This is a genomic window from Microbacterium terrisoli (genome assembly GCF_030866805.1).
GTDB lineage: Bacteria > Actinomycetota > Actinomycetes > Actinomycetales > Microbacteriaceae > Microbacterium > Microbacterium terrisoli.
This window is the reverse complement of the sequence record NZ_CP133019.1, coordinates 320,321-335,164: the sequence shown is the minus strand read 5'-3', so window position 1 is coordinate 335,164 and position 14,844 is coordinate 320,321. Positions and strand designations below refer to the sequence as shown.

Annotated in this window: 13 protein-coding genes; 5 read left to right on the top strand and 8 right to left on the bottom strand. The window is 64.0% G+C overall.

Annotated features, from left to right (window positions below):
- The first annotated feature begins 223 nt into the window (after positions 1-223).
- On the top strand, positions 224-1,471 hold the full coding sequence (locus QU603_RS01480; protein ID WP_308492733.1) for an IS256 family transposase: 1,248 nt from the start codon (positions 224-226) through the stop codon (positions 1,469-1,471).
- Between the two features lie 446 nt (positions 1,472-1,917).
- Here the strand turns inward: QU603_RS01480 and QU603_RS01475 are convergent, their stop codons facing one another.
- On the bottom strand, positions 1,918-3,270 hold the full coding sequence (locus QU603_RS01475; protein WP_308492732.1) for a 2-oxo acid dehydrogenase subunit E2: 1,353 nt from the start codon (positions 3,268-3,270) through the stop codon (positions 1,918-1,920).
- Position 3,271: 1 nt separating this feature from the next.
- Positions 3,272-5,446 carry an alpha-ketoacid dehydrogenase subunit alpha/beta gene (locus QU603_RS01470; RefSeq protein ID WP_308492731.1) on the bottom strand — a complete coding sequence of 725 codons (2,175 nt, stop codon included), beginning with the start codon at positions 5,444-5,446 and terminating at the stop codon, positions 3,272-3,274.
- 150 nt (positions 5,447-5,596) lie between these two features.
- Here QU603_RS01470 and QU603_RS01465 point away from each other — a divergent pair, with 150 nt between their 5' ends.
- Positions 5,597-6,148 (top strand): VOC family protein, encoded by a 552-nt coding sequence (locus QU603_RS01465; protein WP_308492730.1) that lies wholly within the window; start codon positions 5,597-5,599, stop codon positions 6,146-6,148.
- A complete protein-coding gene (locus QU603_RS01460) occupies positions 6,145-6,825 on the top strand; it encodes a GntR family transcriptional regulator (protein ID WP_308492729.1) in 681 nt (226 codons plus the stop codon). Before QU603_RS01465 ends, QU603_RS01460 begins: the two co-directional genes overlap by 4 nt.
- An 11-nt stretch (positions 6,826-6,836) precedes the next feature.
- Here the strand turns inward: QU603_RS01460 and QU603_RS01455 are convergent, their stop codons facing one another.
- Together QU603_RS01455 and QU603_RS01450 are read right to left on the bottom strand one after the other, a co-directional pair.
- Positions 6,837-7,724, bottom strand: a complete 888-nt coding sequence (locus QU603_RS01455; protein ID WP_308492728.1) for an NAD(P)-dependent oxidoreductase — start codon at positions 7,722-7,724, stop codon at positions 6,837-6,839.
- A 48-nt stretch (positions 7,725-7,772) separates the two neighbouring features.
- Positions 7,773-8,411: a helix-turn-helix domain-containing protein gene (locus QU603_RS01450; protein WP_308492727.1), complete on the bottom strand. Its 639-nt coding sequence runs from the start codon at positions 8,409-8,411 to the stop codon at positions 7,773-7,775.
- A 217-nt stretch (positions 8,412-8,628) separates the two neighbouring features.
- Here QU603_RS01450 and QU603_RS01445 point away from each other — a divergent pair, with 217 nt between their 5' ends.
- Both QU603_RS01445 and QU603_RS01440 read left to right on the top strand, forming a co-directional pair.
- On the top strand, positions 8,629-9,162 hold the full coding sequence (locus QU603_RS01445; RefSeq protein WP_308492726.1) for a VOC family protein: 534 nt from the start codon (positions 8,629-8,631) through the stop codon (positions 9,160-9,162).
- The gene (locus QU603_RS01440) at positions 9,134-10,240 is read left to right on the top strand and encodes an SDR family oxidoreductase (RefSeq protein ID WP_308492725.1); all 1,107 of its coding nucleotides are present in this window, start codon (positions 9,134-9,136) and stop codon (positions 10,238-10,240) included. Before QU603_RS01445 ends, QU603_RS01440 begins: the two co-directional genes overlap by 29 nt.
- Before the next feature lie 70 nt (positions 10,241-10,310).
- On the opposite strand, the gene QU603_RS01435 is transcribed toward QU603_RS01440, so the two are convergent.
- The 4 genes from QU603_RS01435 to QU603_RS01420 all read right to left on the bottom strand — a co-directional run bounded on the left by QU603_RS01435 (position 10,311) and on the right by QU603_RS01420 (position 14,839).
- On the bottom strand, positions 10,311-11,288 hold the full coding sequence (locus QU603_RS01435) for a zinc-dependent alcohol dehydrogenase (RefSeq protein WP_308492724.1): 978 nt from the start codon (positions 11,286-11,288) through the stop codon (positions 10,311-10,313).
- A 16-nt stretch (positions 11,289-11,304) separates the two neighbouring features.
- A complete protein-coding gene (locus tag QU603_RS01430) occupies positions 11,305-12,327 on the bottom strand; it encodes a 2,3-butanediol dehydrogenase (RefSeq protein ID WP_308492723.1) in 1,023 nt (340 codons plus the stop codon).
- Between the two features lie 65 nt (positions 12,328-12,392).
- Positions 12,393-13,463, bottom strand: coding sequence for a zinc-dependent alcohol dehydrogenase (locus QU603_RS01425; RefSeq protein WP_308492722.1), 1,071 nt, complete (start codon positions 13,461-13,463; stop codon positions 12,393-12,395).
- Positions 13,460-14,839 carry a M24 family metallopeptidase gene (locus tag QU603_RS01420; RefSeq protein ID WP_308492721.1) on the bottom strand — a complete coding sequence of 460 codons (1,380 nt, stop codon included), beginning with the start codon at positions 14,837-14,839 and terminating at the stop codon, positions 13,460-13,462. The genes QU603_RS01425 and QU603_RS01420 overlap by 4 nt, the downstream gene beginning before the upstream one ends.
- Positions 14,840-14,844: the final 5 nt, after the last annotated feature.

The following is a 14,844-nucleotide window of genomic DNA, read 5'->3' as shown; positions in this document are numbered from 1 at the left end:
CTGGGGTCGGCCCTGGTGCGCACACTGCTCGCACAGCTGTACACGGCGGGAATTCCCGGGGTTCAATTGGGCGTAGGTGCCCGCAACACCGGTGCGCGGCAAGCAGTAGTGCCCCTTAAGGTGGTGTAGCCCGCGGTGGCTGGCTCGTCGCTCACGACGTAAGCGCGGCCACCGTGTGATCCTTCGAGAAGTCTCTTACCTCCACTCGAAAGGCATCATCACGATGACCGCACCTCATATTGTCGACCCTGCCCGCCTGTTGGGTGAAGCCCTCGCCGATTCGTCGCCGGATCTGATGCGGCAGCTGCTGCAGACCATGATCAACGCGTTGCTGTCTGCCGACGCGGACGCCGTCGTTGGCGCCGAGTGGGGAAAGCCCAGCCGCGATCGCATCACGCAGCGCAACGGTTACCGGCACCGCGACCTGGATACCCGGGTCGGCACGATCGACGTTGCGATCCCGAAACTGCGCTCGGGGACGTACTTCCCGGAGTGGCTGCTGGAGCGTCGCAAACGCGCCGAGACCGCGTTGATCACCGTCGTCGCGGACTGCTACCTCGCCGGCGTCTCGACCCGCCGGATGGACAAACTGGTCAAGACCCTCGGGATCAACTCCCTCTCGAAGTCGCAGGTCTCGCGCATGGCCGCGGAACTGGACGAACACGTCGATCAGTTCCGGCACCGGCCGCTGGGAGATGCGGGCCCGTTCACGTTCGTCGCCGCTGACGCGCTGGCCATGAAGGTCCGTGAGGGCGGGCGCGTCATCAACGCGGTGGTGCTGGTCGCGACCGGAGTCAACGCCGACGGACACCGCGAGGTCCTGGGTCTGCGGGTCGCGACCAGTGAGACCGGAGCTGCCTGGAGCAGCTTCTTCGCCGACCTCGTCGCCCGCGGCCTGGCAGGGGTGCGCCTGGTCACCAGCGACGCGCACCAGGGCCTCGTGGAGGCGATCGCCGCGAATCTGCCCGGCGCGGTCTGGCAACGCTGCCGCACCCACTACTCGGCGAACCTGATGAGCGTGACACCGAAGGCCATGTGGCCGGCGGTGAAGGCGATGCTGCACTCCGTCTACGACCAGCCCGACGCCGACGCAGTGAATGCGCAGTTCGACCGGCTGCTGGACTACGTCGACGGGAAACTCCCCGACGCGTTCGAGCATCTCGACGCCGCCCGGGCGGACATCCTTGCGTTCACCGGATTCCCCGAAGGACTCTGGCAGCAGATCTGGTCCAACAACCCGAACGAGCGCCTCAACCGGGAGATCCGCCGCCGCACCGATTCCGTGGGCATCTTCCCGAACCGTGACGCGATCATCCGCCTCGTCGGCGCAGTCCTCGCCGAGCAGACCGACGAATGGGCAGAAGGCCGCCGCTACCTCGGCCTCGACATCCTCGCCAAGTCCCGCCTCACCTTCGTCCCCGACACCACAAGCGAGGTGACCACCGACACGATCCTCGAACTCAGCGCCTAACCAACATCAACAACAGAAGGACCACCGACAGCTACACCACTCCAAGGGGCTTGACCGCGCAAGCGTTCTACCGCCGGCTCGGATTCGCACCGCTGCCCTCTACACCCGACAACGCGCTACAGCTTGGCATCGCCAGCGATGCGACGCTCTGACGGATGCGCCTTAGCCGACCGCGGGCACGATCGTCGCCCTACTCATCCTCGGTGCCTTTGTCTCGCCGAAGGTGAGCGGCCACTGGTGGCGGTTGCTCTACTGAGCGATGGGGCGAAACTGGCTCTTTGACGTCGTGTTCTACGGACGGACCGCAGGATTCGTGCTGACCATCGCCAAGGACTTCACATTCGGGTTAGCCGACCTTCCTCCCTCAAGCCATCGTCCGGAGCGCCGATCGGCGGTCGCGATACACGACACGTTGCATGCCTCTGCGCTCCGCGTGGCACCAGCCGTCATACCAGAATCGTCATGGGATGTTCGATCCGCCGCTGGAACGCTGCCAGCCAGCGTGCGGCGATGGCTCCGTCAAGAACGCGGTGATCTGCGGACAGTGTGACGGTCATGACCTGGGCCGCCGAAATCTGCCCGTCGTCATCGACGACCGGCATCCGCCGCGCGGCGCCGACGGCGAGGATGCCCGCCTGCGGTGGATTCAGGATGGCACTGAATTCAGCCACGCCGTACATCCCCAGATTCGAGACCGAGAAGCTCCCGCCTTCCAGCTGGTGCTGGCGGAGCGTGCCACTACGCGCCTGGGCGGCCGCGTCCACAATAGATGTGCTCAGCTCACCCAGTGAGAGCCGTTCAACTCCCCTGATCACCGGCGTGCTTAGGCCGCCGTCGACCGCGACAGCCACTGCCACGTCTGCTGAGCGGTAACGTCGAATGGTCTGACCATTCCAGCTCGCGTTTGCCTCCGGCACCTCCATCAGCGCGCCGGCGACAGCCCTCACCACGAAATCGTTGACCGATATCTTCCCCGCGACTGCCGCATTGACTTGTGCTCGCAGGGCAAGCAAGTCGTCGACCCGACAGTCTGCGACAAGGTAGAAGTGCGGCACAGTCGACTTGCTCTCGGTCAGCCGCCGTGCGATCGCCTTCCGCATACGGTCGAGCGGGACATCTTCGTAGCTAGCGCTTGAGAAGTCGCCTGAAGCCGCCTCCACGGCACTGGCAGCCGCAGCATTCGATTCTCCCCCGCGGGCAGCCATGTCGCGTGCGTCCTCTCGAATGATTTGGGCGCCCAGATAGCGGTCCAGATCTCGTCGGACGACGCGGCCATTCGGGCCGCTGCCGGGCACCCGAGAGAGGTCGACTCCGCGCTGGAGTGCGAGACGCCTGACCAACGGGCTGGCGAACAGACGGCGCCCGAGTGAGCTCTCCGCAGAGTCGACAGTAGCGGGAGCATCCGCTGCGGGCGACGGCACTGTCGTCGTCGTAGGAGCGAGACGCGCGGCGGAAGCATATGGAGGTTCTTCGAGTCCTACGAGCTCCGACCCTACGAGCCCCGACCCGGTCAAGAGACCGGCGCGTGACAGCGCTACATCGATTTCAGCATCACTCTCGCCGTCGTCGACGAGGGCCAGGATGGGGCCGCCGACAGCGATGCTTGCGCCCTCGTCTGCCAGCAGGCGCCCGACCGTACCAGCGAACTCTGCCTGGTAATCCACGACCGCCTTGTCCGTCTCGATCTCGGCTATCGTCTGGTTCAGCGACACGTAAGACCCGGGCTTTACCAACCAGGTCTGGATGGCGCCCTCCGAAGCACCGGCGAGGACCGCCGGCATCCTGATGATCTCGACCACGTCAGGCTCCAAATCCCGCCCGGATGGCTTCCAGACCGGCGACGACTGCTTCTGTGCCAGCGATGGCGGCCCGCTCGAGCACGAGCGAGATGCTGGGCGAGGCCTCCTTCCCGCTCACGCGCGAGACGGGCTGGTCGAGCCAGTCGAAGTATCGACGCTGGATTTCATCGGCGAGCCATCCGCCGTAGCTTGTACCGGTGGCGCCCTGCTCGACGATCAGCACCGCGTTGGTCTTTTGGATGCTCCGGCCTACGGTGTCCCAGTCCAGCGATGCGCGATCTAGCCACCTCAGATCTATAAGGTCGGCGTCGATACCGGTCTGCTCGATCGCCGCCTGGGCGTGTTTGACCATCGACAGGTAGCTGATGACGGTGACATCGTTTCCTTCGCGCACAAGCGCCGCCGATCCCGGTGGGATGACGTAGTCCAAGGGGCCGTCCGGAACCTCATCGGCCGTGTTGTACAGGTCGACGTGCTCGATTACCAACACCGGATCCTGCAGCGCGAGGGCAGCATTCATCAGCCCGACGTAATCGGTGGCGTTGGATGCGGCGACGATGCGCCAACCCGGGCTGGTCGCAAAGATGCCCGCCGGATCCATGAGATGCTGCGAGCCGTAGCCAGAGCCCATCGCGACCTTCGTTCGAAGAACGAGGGGTACCGGGTTCTCCCCGCCGAACATGTGGCGCGCCTTCCCGATCTGGTTGAACACCTGATCAGCAGCAACCCACATGAAGTCCGGATACATGAACTCGACCACGGGCCGGAACCGCCCGTCCAGTGCGAGCCCGCCTGCGAGCCCCACGAACGCGTTCTCGCTGATCGGAGTGCCCAGGACGCGGTCTTCGCCGTACTTCTTGGCCAGCCCCTTTGTCGCGCCGTTCGTCCCGCCGTTGAGCCGGTGCACGTCCTCCCCAAGGACGACAATCCGCGGGTCTTGCGCCATGCGGCGGTCCATCACCTCAGCCACGGCGTCAACAAACTTTATCGGCCGGGTCGCGCCACGAGACAGCGGCCGGAGCTCATTCAGCTCGCTCCCGTCGCCACGGACGCCGACGTCGACGAAGCTCGGCTCGGGCCATAGCTGCGGACGAATGCGACGCTTGCCTGGATGGCCCGGATCGGGTTCGAGCAGTTCGCCGATCGCTGTATCCATCGCAGCCTGGGCGCGTTCGCGGAAGGCCGCGATGCCCGCCTCATCGATCAGCCCGCGCGAAATCATCTTTGCGGCGATCAGGTCGAGGGGGTCGCGTGCTCGCCAGGCGGCTTCCTCCTTTTTCGTGCGGTAGCCGAATGCGCTGCCAGGGTATGGGCCATTCTGATGGAAGAAGCGGTACACCTCGGCTTCGACGATCGCGGGACCACGGCCGGACCTGAGATGCTCTGCGACTTCATTCATCGCCAAATGCACCGCCAGCGGGTCCATTCCGTCCACTCGCCACGACGGGATCCCGAAGCCCTGGCCGCGCACCGAGAATCGGGGATCGGCGGTGATCTCATCCGATCGGGTGGACACCGCGTAGAGGTTGTTCTCGATGAAGAAGCACACGGGGAGCTTCCAGGCCGCCGCGAGGTTCATCGATTCGAGGACCGACCCGATCTGTGACGCACCGTCCCCGAGATAGTTGATCGTAATGTCGTCGGTGCCACTGTGTTTCTGCGCCCAGGCGTTTCCGGTGGCCATCGGCGCGCCTCCGCCTACGATCGCGTTTGTGCCGAGCGCGCCGGCCGCGAACCACTGCAGGTGCATCGATCCGCCGCGGCCGTGGCAGTAGCCCTGCGCGAGTCCGAGGATTTCGGCCAGCGTTCGCTGCAGAACGGCTTGCACCGCTGCTGGAACCGGGGCGGCGAGGTCGATACCCTCCCCCGAGACATGTGTCAGCGCCTTCGAGAGAAACTGATGGTGTCCGCGGTGGGAACCGTTTACTCCGTCAGTGGAGCGCAGTCCGATGATGGATCCGACTGCCCCACCCTCCTGGCCAATGCTCGAGTGTGCCGGGCCGTGCACGAGACCCTCCCCCGCCAGCTCCAGTACCGTCTCCTCAAAGGCACGAATCAGATGCAGTTGGCTGAGTATCGATCGGAGCAGCTCTGCCGGAGCCGCGTTCCAGTCTGCGGCGGTCGTCGAAAGCTCGAACCAGTCCACGCCGGTCTGTAAGCGCTTCTTCTTTGGCATCCTCGCCGCTCCCATCCTTGGGCCTACTCCATGGCCGTACGCTTACCGAGGCTAGACCATGATTTGATCCAATTCAATACATCTACTGCCGTAGATCTCGACATTGTCTGGGATCTGGCACCCTGACTGGATACAATGAGCGGAGAGAGGATGGATGCCATGGCTAGCTCAGCTGCACGCGGGATCCCGGGTATACGGGGAACGGACCACATCGGTTTTACTGTCCCGGATCTCAACGAGGCACATGCATTCTTGGTCGACGTCCTCGGGTGCGACTGGATCTATACCTTGGGACAGAAGCGCGCAGACGACGACTGGATGCTCACCCACCTCGGTGTGCATCCGCGCACTGTGATCAATGAGATCCGGTTCTACCGGCTGGGCAACGGCGCCAACTTTGAGGTCTTCTTGTATGAATCCGCTGACGGGCAGCGCCCTCAGCCGCGCAACAGCGACATCGGGGGGTTCCACATCGCCTTCTACGTGGCCGACCTCGACGAGGCGGTCGCGTATCTGAATTCGCGCGGAGTGGATGTCATGGGCGAGCCGACGGCGAGCAAGCAGTCAGCCGAGGGCCAACGCTGGATCTACTTCCGCGCACCGTGGGGGCTGCAGTTTGAGCTGGTCAGCTTCCCGGGCGGCAAGGCCTACGAGAATGGTGCCGACCGGCTGCTGTGGCATCCCGCCCATCCGGACAGATGACAGGAGAGACCTCGATGATGCAAGCGACGACCCACGGAGCAACCGGCGCCCGCATCGCCGCGACACTGCGCGAGGCGATCATCGCCGGTGAGTACCGTCCGGGGGAGCGCATCCGCCAGGACGAGTTGGCGGAGCGCCACGGTGCAAGCCGACTACCGGTCCGCGAGGCGCTGCGGATGCTGGAGTCCGAGGGCCTGGTGACACTTGTCGCGAACACCGGCGCATGGGTGTCCAAAGTCAATGCCGAGGAGTGTCAGGAGATGTACCGGATCCGAGAGCGCCTCGAACCTCTGCTCCTGCGCATGAACGTACCCTTGCTCACGGACGTCGAACTCGACCGCCTCCACGCGCTGGCCATCGCGATGGAGCAGTCCGACGACGTCGAGCGCTTCCTCCGATTGGACCGCGAGTTCCACCTGTCCTGCCTCACATCGGCCACCACGAGCGTGCTCGGCGATCTCGTCCACTCGCTTTGGAATCGGACCCAGCACTACCGCCGAGCCGCGACACGCCTGTTCTGGTCCCACGGCGACCAGAGCATCCACTTTGACCACCACCTGATCGTGAACGCGCTCCGGCAGCGCGACGCAGATGAGGCTGAGCAAGTACTGACGCGGCACATCCGGCGCAGCAGGATCGAATTGGCCCAGCATCCCGAGGTGTTCGACGCCGACTGATCCCAACTATGTCACTGCTCGTCGCCGCGGCCGATCTTCCGCCTACGTGTAACTTCAGCCGCTGCCCCCCAGTCTGCACCTGATATCTCCTCGTCAGCGAGCGCGGTCTGGAACACCCGCTGCAGGGCGGGCAGCGTCGGCAGGAGGAGGCCATCCTCCGCGGCGACCGCCGCTGCCAGGCCCAGGTCTTTCGCCCCTAACGCCATGGCGAATCCCGGGGGCGTATAACTCTGAGAAGCGATCTCAGCACCGTACACGCGGTACGCGTCGCCACCGAACAGAGAGTGAGTCAGAAGTTCTTGGAATTGCGCGACATCGATCCCCTGCGATTCCACCAACGCGAAAGACTCGCCCAGCGCCTGGATCACGTGAACCAGGTTGTAGTTCACCGCAACCTTCGCGACATTCGCCGCACGCGGACGTTCACCGAACGACCAGGTGCGCATCCCGAGGACATCGAAGAACTCCTGCGCCGTCGCGACGGCTACCACGTCGCCGGCCGCCAGGATGTTCAATCGACCCGCAGCGGCCACATTCGGCCGGCCGAGCACAGGCGCCGACACGTATCCAGCCCCCGCTGCGGCGAAGCGCTCGGAGAGCCGATCCGCCGCCGCGGGGCTGATCGAGGCCATGTTGACATGCACGCCCGAAACCGCCGCGAGTGCGACGTCGTCGAAGACGGTTTCGCAGGCCTGGTCGTCGGCCAGCATCGAGAACGAGATACCGTGTGCGAGGGCCGCGGAAGCTGATGGGGCACGTACCGCCCCCCTTCTGACCAGGTCATCCACGGGCGAGGGCGAACGATTCCATACGTGCACGGTGTGGCCGGCCTCGACCAGACGCGCGGCCATCGCCGCCCCCATCGCACCGAGGCCCAAGAATCCGATCTCCGCCATCATCTTCACTTTCTGTTCAGGCCGGAGCGTGTCGTCCGACCACAACGGTCATTAATGCCTGCGGCCGTGCACAAACCAGACGCCCTCGAAGTCGCCCTCGCCCACGTTGCGAAGCACATGCGGGATGGTGGAATCAAACCCCAAAGACTCTCCTTCGTTGAGGGTGAAGGTCTCGGACCCGACCGTCACCTCCAATGTTCCCCGCAGAACATATCCGTACTCGTAGCCCTCATGGCTCTGCAGCTCACCGCCGGCTGTCGACGTGGAACCTGGGGCATACAGAATCTTCATGAAGTTCACCGCATGCTCTGGGGTGGCGGCCAGACGCTCCCACACGACCCCCTCTGCCATGGCTAGACGCGATCGATGTGAAGGGTGGACAACCGAGATCCGGTTCGCGAACTCGGACGGATGCCAGGCGTTCGTGGGGTTCATGCTGCCATCCGGCCCCCACGAGCCAGCAACGAGGCCATGCTCGACAGCCTCGCCGCCGTGCTGATCGAACAGCTCGTCGATAGACACGTTCAAGATGCGCGCGAACGCGTACAGTGTGGCGACGGACGGCTGAGACCGGCCGTTCTCGATCTGGGAGATGAACGAGGGGGAAACCTTCGCCTGCCGACCCAGTTCCCGCAAGCTCATTCCCGCCTGCTTTCGTGCGTCCTTGAGTCGTACTCCGAGCCCGTCCATACCGGCATGCTCTCCATTCGAACTCACGATCAGGCCTGTTCCTCGTAGAAAGACCCGAACTCGCGCTTACCCAAAACGTACCTCCCGATCGTAGGCCAGGGTGATCTAGTGTTAACCATTACAGAACAAGTATAATTGTGAGTCAACAGGGGGTTCTAGCGACTTCGCCTCCTGGATTCACAGCTGGGAAGACCGACGAAGGGGTACGGCATACGGCATGGCAATCCGCGGCTTGCATCATACGGGCATCATCGTCAGGGACCTCGACCGATCGGTGTACTTCTACCACGACCTGCTCGGGCTCGAGTTCGCAAGCGAGCCGAGCCCATGGTTCTCCGGCGACGACCTCGCCATTGGCGTCGGCGTGCCTGGCGCGTCACTGCGCCAAGTCAACCTTCGGGCCGGCGACGGCACGCTAGAACTGCTCGAGTACGGCAATCGTCCGAAGGGAGACGACACCGCACCACCGCAGAACAGGCTCGGATCCATGCACGTCGCGCTGCACGTCGACGACCTTGCAGAGACGATGCGTAGCCTGAGCGCGAAAGGCGTCACATTCCTGTCAGGCCCCAATGTCGTCGACGAAGGCACCCTCGCCGGGTGGCGCTGGGTTTACTTCCATGATCCAGACGGGGTCACTATCGAACTCGTCGAGGAGGCGTACACCACGCCTCACCAGGAGGCAATCAGCGCATACCTGCGTGGACGCCCTCCGTTGGAAGATGTTCTGCGAGCCGAGGAACGAGGCTGAGTCGATGAACGATGTTCGCGAGACCGCACTCGTAGCCGGTTCGACCGGCATCTCCGGCCAGGCCCTCGCGCGTCAGCTCGCTGATGCGAGCTGGCGCACATACGGCGTTTCCCGCAGCGGCTCGGTGACGCTGCCCAATGTCACCGGGGTTCGAGTCGATCTGCTCGACGCCGACGCGACCCGCGAGACGCTGGCCGGAATCCGCCCCAACTTCGTCGGGATTACCGCGTGGATCCGCCGCGCAACCGAAGCCGAGAACATCTCGACCAACACCGCCACCATCCGCAACCTACTGAGCGCGCTCGAACCAGCCGGCACCGTTCGGCACGTCGCGCTGATGACTGGATTGAAGCACTACCTCGGACCCTTCGAGGCATACGGCAAGGCCGTGATGGCCGAGACTCCGTTCCACGAATCCGAGCCACGGCTCGACTACCCCAACTTCTATTACGCGCAGGAGGACGTACTTTTCGAGGCAGCGTCCAGGATGGGCTTCACCTGGAGCGTGCACCGGGCTCACACCGTGCAAGGATTCGCCACCGGCAACGCCATGAACATGGCGCTGACACTTGGCGTGTACGGGACGCTGTGCCGGGAGCTCGGGTTGCCGTTCATCTTCCCCGGCTCGCAGATGCAGTGGAATGGCATCACGGACCTGACCGACGCGGACCTGCTTGCGGAGCAGATGATCTGGGCTTCGACGCACGAGAACGGACGCAACGAAGCGTTCAACGCCGCCAACGGCGATGTCTTTCGCTGGCGGTGGATGTGGCCTCAGCTCGCCGAGTACTTCGACGTGCCATGGGAGGGTTTCGACGGCTCTGTGCGCACTCTAGAGTCGCGCATGAGCGGAATGGGAGATACCTGGCGAAAGATCGCGGCGCAGCACGATCTTGTGGAGCCCGATATCGACCGGCTCGCCTCTTGGTGGCACAGCGACGCCGACCTCGGGCGGACGATCGAAGTGCTGACGGACACAACGAAGGCGCGTGAGGCCGGTTTCCTCGGATTCCGCAACTCGATGAAGTCCTTCCTCCACCGATTCGACCAGTATCGGGCCGCCCGGATCATCCCCTGACCTGCACAACGCACCAGAGGCGTCCGCGAGCATCACTGAATGTCGCGGACGTCTCTCTTTGCGTGGGCGTTCAGACGCCAGCAGTGAATCTGATATGTGACTTCACGTCACCCGGTCCAGGGCGATGAGCGGTCTCGATTGCGCGGAGAGCGTCATCGACCTCGAACTGTTGCGTTACCAGGGGCGTCATATCGATCCCGCTCCCTGCCAGGAATCGCAGCGTCTGTGGCCATACTCCCGGGGAGCCGATAGAGCCGCTGATGCGCAATTCTTTGGACTGGATCAGCCCGAGCTTGGCGGGGGCCTCGCCGCCTACGTCGATTCCGATATACGCGATCCGTCCCTGGAAGGCGACGAGTTCGAGGGCACGTGCCATTACCGCGGGCCGACCGGACACCTCGAACACGATGTCTGAGCCCCGCCCACCGGTCAACTCTCCGAGCAGCGCTTCCGCCTCGTCAGGGTGGACGACGTATGTCGCACCGAGGCGCAGTGCGAGGTCACGGCGACGCTCATCGGGCTCGATGACGACCGTCCGCGCACCCATTGCTGAGGATGCCGCTGCAACAGCTAGCCCCACAGGCCCACCGCCAAGCACCACGGCCGTGTCGGCCGCATCCACCCCTCCTGCGCGCAGGATCGCGTAGTAGGCGACGCTGAAAGGCTCGACGAGCGCACCCATGGTCCAGGACAGCTCATCCGGGAGCCGATGCAGCCAGGCGGGCTTAGCAACGAAATACTCGGCCGCAGCCCCGCTGATCGAGAATCCGAAATGATCTTGGCCGATCACACATTCTCCAACAACCCGGTCGCCGACGACAAGGCTGGTGACTTTCGACCCAACCTGCGCTATCTCACCCGCCCATTCGTGGCCCGGGATGATCGGGTACGCGAACGGGATGATATAGCGCCCGGCGAGCAAATCGATATCCGAGTGGCACACCCCCACTGCTCGTGCGGCAACGAGCACCTCGTCATCAGCGATCTGCGGGATCGGGAGATCGACGAGTTCCGGCACATCCTTTGCGGCGAATCGCAGAGCCTTCATTGTTCCCTCCTTCCTGTCACCCACGAGCGTTCACGAGCACTTTGGTCTGCGCGCCGGCCGGATCCAGCAGCGAATCGAAGCCTTGGGTCACGATGTCCTCGATCGGGATCTGGGCGCTGACCACCTTCTCCGCGGGATACCGTCCCGCCGCAATCAGGTTGACGATCCGCGGAAAGTCGGTCACGGGGTAGCACCAGGTGCCCGCCAGTGTGATGTCATGCTCAGAGAGGACCATCGGATCGATCGCAGCCGGCTTGGTGTGCAGACCTGTCTGCACCACGCGCCCGGCCGACCGAACCGACGCCAGCGCAGTCTGCAGCGCCCTCTCGTTGCCGGAGCATTCGATGGCCGCGTCCACACCAATGCCCCCGTGGAGGTCCTTCAGGAAAGCTGCGACGTCGATCTCAGTAGGGTCCAGCACTTCCGCGACGCCGAAGCTACGCACCAGCCGCTGGCGGTTGGGGTTGACCTCGGATACGAAAACCTGGGCACCGAGGCTGGACGCGTAGAGAGCAGCGAGTGCTCCGATCGGCCCCGCTCCGGTGATCAGCACAGTGTCTCCGGGCTTCACGTGTCCGGTGTCGACGCCGTATGCCGCCACAGCTGCCGGCTCCACGAGGGCACCCTGCAGATCACTCACCGAATCCGGGAGGACGGTCAGCACGTCCTCGGGGACCAGGGCCAGTTCGGCGAGACCACCCCATGCGTAGCTCAGGCCGATGCACGCCATCTGCACGCACAAATGGTTAAGGCCGCGGCGACAGTAGTAGCAATCATTATCGAAAAGCAAGGGCATCGCTGTCACGCGGTCGCCTACCCGCAGGCTCGAGACCTCGGCGCCGATTTCGACGACCTCGGCCGAGAACTCGTGGCCGAGGATCTGCGGAATCACCGAGCCGTTCAGCGGATGCGGATGCTGGGGAGTCACGATCGGCCCAGCTGCGTATTCGTGCAGATCAGTGCCGCAAATGCCGCACCAGAACGGGCGTACCAGCACCTCATGTGCCCCCACCGACGAGGGTGGGTCAACCTGCTCCACGCGTACGTCTCGGGCTGCGTGGAAGACGGCGGCTTTCATCTGATTTGTTGCCTTTCAGTTCTCAGTCACAATCGGGAGAGGGCAGGGTCAAACAACACCTTGCCCTCCAGTCGTCCAGAGGCGAGTTCTTCCAGCTGCGAGGGCAGTTCGTGGAGTGGGTGCACAGCGGTCAACAACTCCTCGCCGAGCGCGCGCCGGGACGCAAGCAAGTTCAGCGCGGCGCCGAGGTCCTCCGCGAAGACATGGGCGTTGGTGGTCCGCACTGTCACTTCGCGCACGACCAGCGAGTGCAGATCGACCTCAGCGGGGCGCGCGGGTAGGCCCACCTGCAGGATCGTGCCGCCGGACCGCACCAGATGCAGCGCGGTCTCGAACTGTCCAGGCGCACCGCTGGCCTCGATTACCACATCAGCTGGGCCGCCGAGGGCGTCTAGGACCCGCTGCTGCATGCCGTCGTCGACGGCGACCGTTCGCGTCGCTCCAAGCCGCATAGCACGCTTCAGCCGGGGTCCGGCGAAGTCCACAACCGTCACATCGACCTCGGCAAGGGACGTGAGTCCCACCAGAACGAAAGTTCCGATCGCGCCGGCACCGATCACGACCACCCGGTCGCCGTCGACCGCACCAGAGCGCCGCGCGGCGTGCATGCCCACGGCAAGCGGCTGCGCAAGCCCTGCGTCATCGAGTGGGAGGGAATCAGGGATCCGCATCAGCACCGACTCGGTGACCGCAGCGAACTCCGCCATCCCACCGTCCTGATTCAGTCCATAGGTGTGGTAGTTCACGCACAAGTTCGTGCGTCCCTCCCTGCACCGGTCGCACTCACCGCAGCTGACACCAGCGCCGCAGGCGACGAGGTCGCCAGCCGCAAACGCGGAGCGTGCCGGTGCCTCCACGACCTCGCCTACGAATTCATGGCCCAGGATGAAGGGACCACTCACGCCCGTGATCGCGTGCGGTCTATCCGAGGGGAACAGGTGCGGGCCGTTCTTCCACTCAGTCGCGTCCGTCCCGCACATCCCGCTACGGAGGATCCGGATAAGCACCTCGTCCGGGCCCGCCTCCGGAACGGGTCGCTCCTCGATCCGCACGTCGTGCGGTCCATGGTAGACGGCTGCCAGCATCGTCGCGGTCATCGCTCTCCGCGTCCCTCAGGAGTATTCAGGTGTGACTGTGAGTCCCGAACGGAAGGCAGCGGGCCGCCGACCGAGAGGAAACGCGGTCCGGCTATGAGGAGCTCTTCAGCAGGAAACTTGGTGACGACTCTGCAGCCATCGGCGGTGACGACCATCTCCTCCTCGATGCGTGCGGCACCCCAGCCGTCTGCCGAAGGCCAATATGTTTCAAGCGCGAAGAACATGCCCTCTTCGAGCGTCTCTGGGTGGTCAAGCGAGACTAGCCGCGAGAAGATCGGCTTCTCCCAGATCGAGAGCCCCACGCCATGACCATACTGCAAAGCGAACGCGGCTTCCTCGTCCGGGAATCCGAACTCCTGAGCGGTGGGCCAAACCGAAACGATGTCCGCCGTTGTCGCTCCGGGGCGTACGAGCGCGATCGCTCGATCCATGTACTCTCGCGCCCGCTTATACGCATCCCGTTGAGCGACGCTCGCTGAACCGACCGCAAATGTCCGGTAGTAGCAGGTCCGGTAACCGTTCCAGCTGTGGAGAATATCGAAGAACGCAGGGTCACCGGGTCTGATGATCCGATCCGAGTAGACATGCGGATGCGGCGAACACCGCTCCCCGGAGATCGCATTTACGCCCTCCACATACTCGGATCCGAGGTTGTACAGCGACTTCGCCACGAGGGCTACCGCTTCATTTTCACGGACTCCAGGCTTGAGGAACTCATAGAGGTCGACATACGCAGCGTCCACCATGGAGGCGGCCTGGGTGAGCAACGAGATCTCATCAGAAGTCTTGATCTTGCGCGTCTCCATGAACAGCTGCTGACCATCCACGACCTCGATGCCAGCCCGCTGCAGAGCGAACAAGATCGGAAGCTCGATGATGTCCACGCCGAGCGGTTCGCCGGCAACTCCGAACCTCTCGAGTTCGCGCTTCACCTTGCGAACGACCTCTTCAGCGATTCCGGAATCAGGTGAGAGTGCGCCCCGCAGCGTGGAAATACCCGCACGCGATCCGTGTTCCAGCCGTTGCCGTGTGGCACCCTCATGCGGCGCGTGTGGGTCCGCATCCATCTCCGCGGTCGTCGTCGCGAGCCACGGGTTGAACAGCTCGTGGTGTTTCGCCGCCGAGCCGAAGTCCCAAATGATCGGATCCGAATTGCGAGTGAGCAGGGCAAACCGGATCATCTTGTCGATCGCCCACGTTCCAATGTGAGTGGCCGTCATGTAGCGAATGTTCGCGAAGTCGAAAGCGAGAACCGCGCCAAGCTCAGACGCCTCCAGTTGCCGCTTGAGCCGATCCAGTCGCTCGCTGCGGAGTCGATCCATGGGAATGCGTTCTTCCCAATCGACGGCGTTCGCGCCCCACGTGGCAGTTCCCATTTCGT

What these genes read in the sequence shown, in the direction of transcription:
- QU603_RS01450 (WP_308492727.1), bottom strand. Translation starts at nt 8,411, where the DNA reads ATGGACGGGCTCGGAGTACGACTCAAGGACGCACGAAAGCAGGCGGGA.
- QU603_RS01420 (WP_308492721.1), bottom strand. Translation starts at nt 14,839, where the DNA reads ATGGGAACTGCCACGTGGGGCGCGAACGCCGTCGATTGGGAAGAACGC.
- QU603_RS01455 (WP_308492728.1), bottom strand. Translation starts at nt 7,724, where the DNA reads ATGATGGCGGAGATCGGATTCTTGGGCCTCGGTGCGATGGGGGCGGCG.
- QU603_RS01440 (WP_308492725.1), top strand. Translation starts at nt 9,134, where the DNA reads ATGTTCTGCGAGCCGAGGAACGAGGCTGAGTCGATGAACGATGTTCGC.
- QU603_RS01480 (WP_308492733.1), top strand. Translation starts at nt 224, where the DNA reads ATGACCGCACCTCATATTGTCGACCCTGCCCGCCTGTTGGGTGAAGCC.
- QU603_RS01465 (WP_308492730.1), top strand. Translation starts at nt 5,597, where the DNA reads ATGGATGCCATGGCTAGCTCAGCTGCACGCGGGATCCCGGGTATACGG.
- QU603_RS01445 (WP_308492726.1), top strand. Translation starts at nt 8,629, where the DNA reads ATGGCAATCCGCGGCTTGCATCATACGGGCATCATCGTCAGGGACCTC.
- QU603_RS01435 (WP_308492724.1), bottom strand. Translation starts at nt 11,288, where the DNA reads ATGAAGGCTCTGCGATTCGCCGCAAAGGATGTGCCGGAACTCGTCGAT.
- QU603_RS01460 (WP_308492729.1), top strand. Translation starts at nt 6,145, where the DNA reads ATGACAGGAGAGACCTCGATGATGCAAGCGACGACCCACGGAGCAACC.
- QU603_RS01425 (WP_308492722.1), bottom strand. Translation starts at nt 13,463, where the DNA reads ATGACCGCGACGATGCTGGCAGCCGTCTACCATGGACCGCACGACGTG.
- QU603_RS01470 (WP_308492731.1), bottom strand. Translation starts at nt 5,446, where the DNA reads ATGCCAAAGAAGAAGCGCTTACAGACCGGCGTGGACTGGTTCGAGCTT.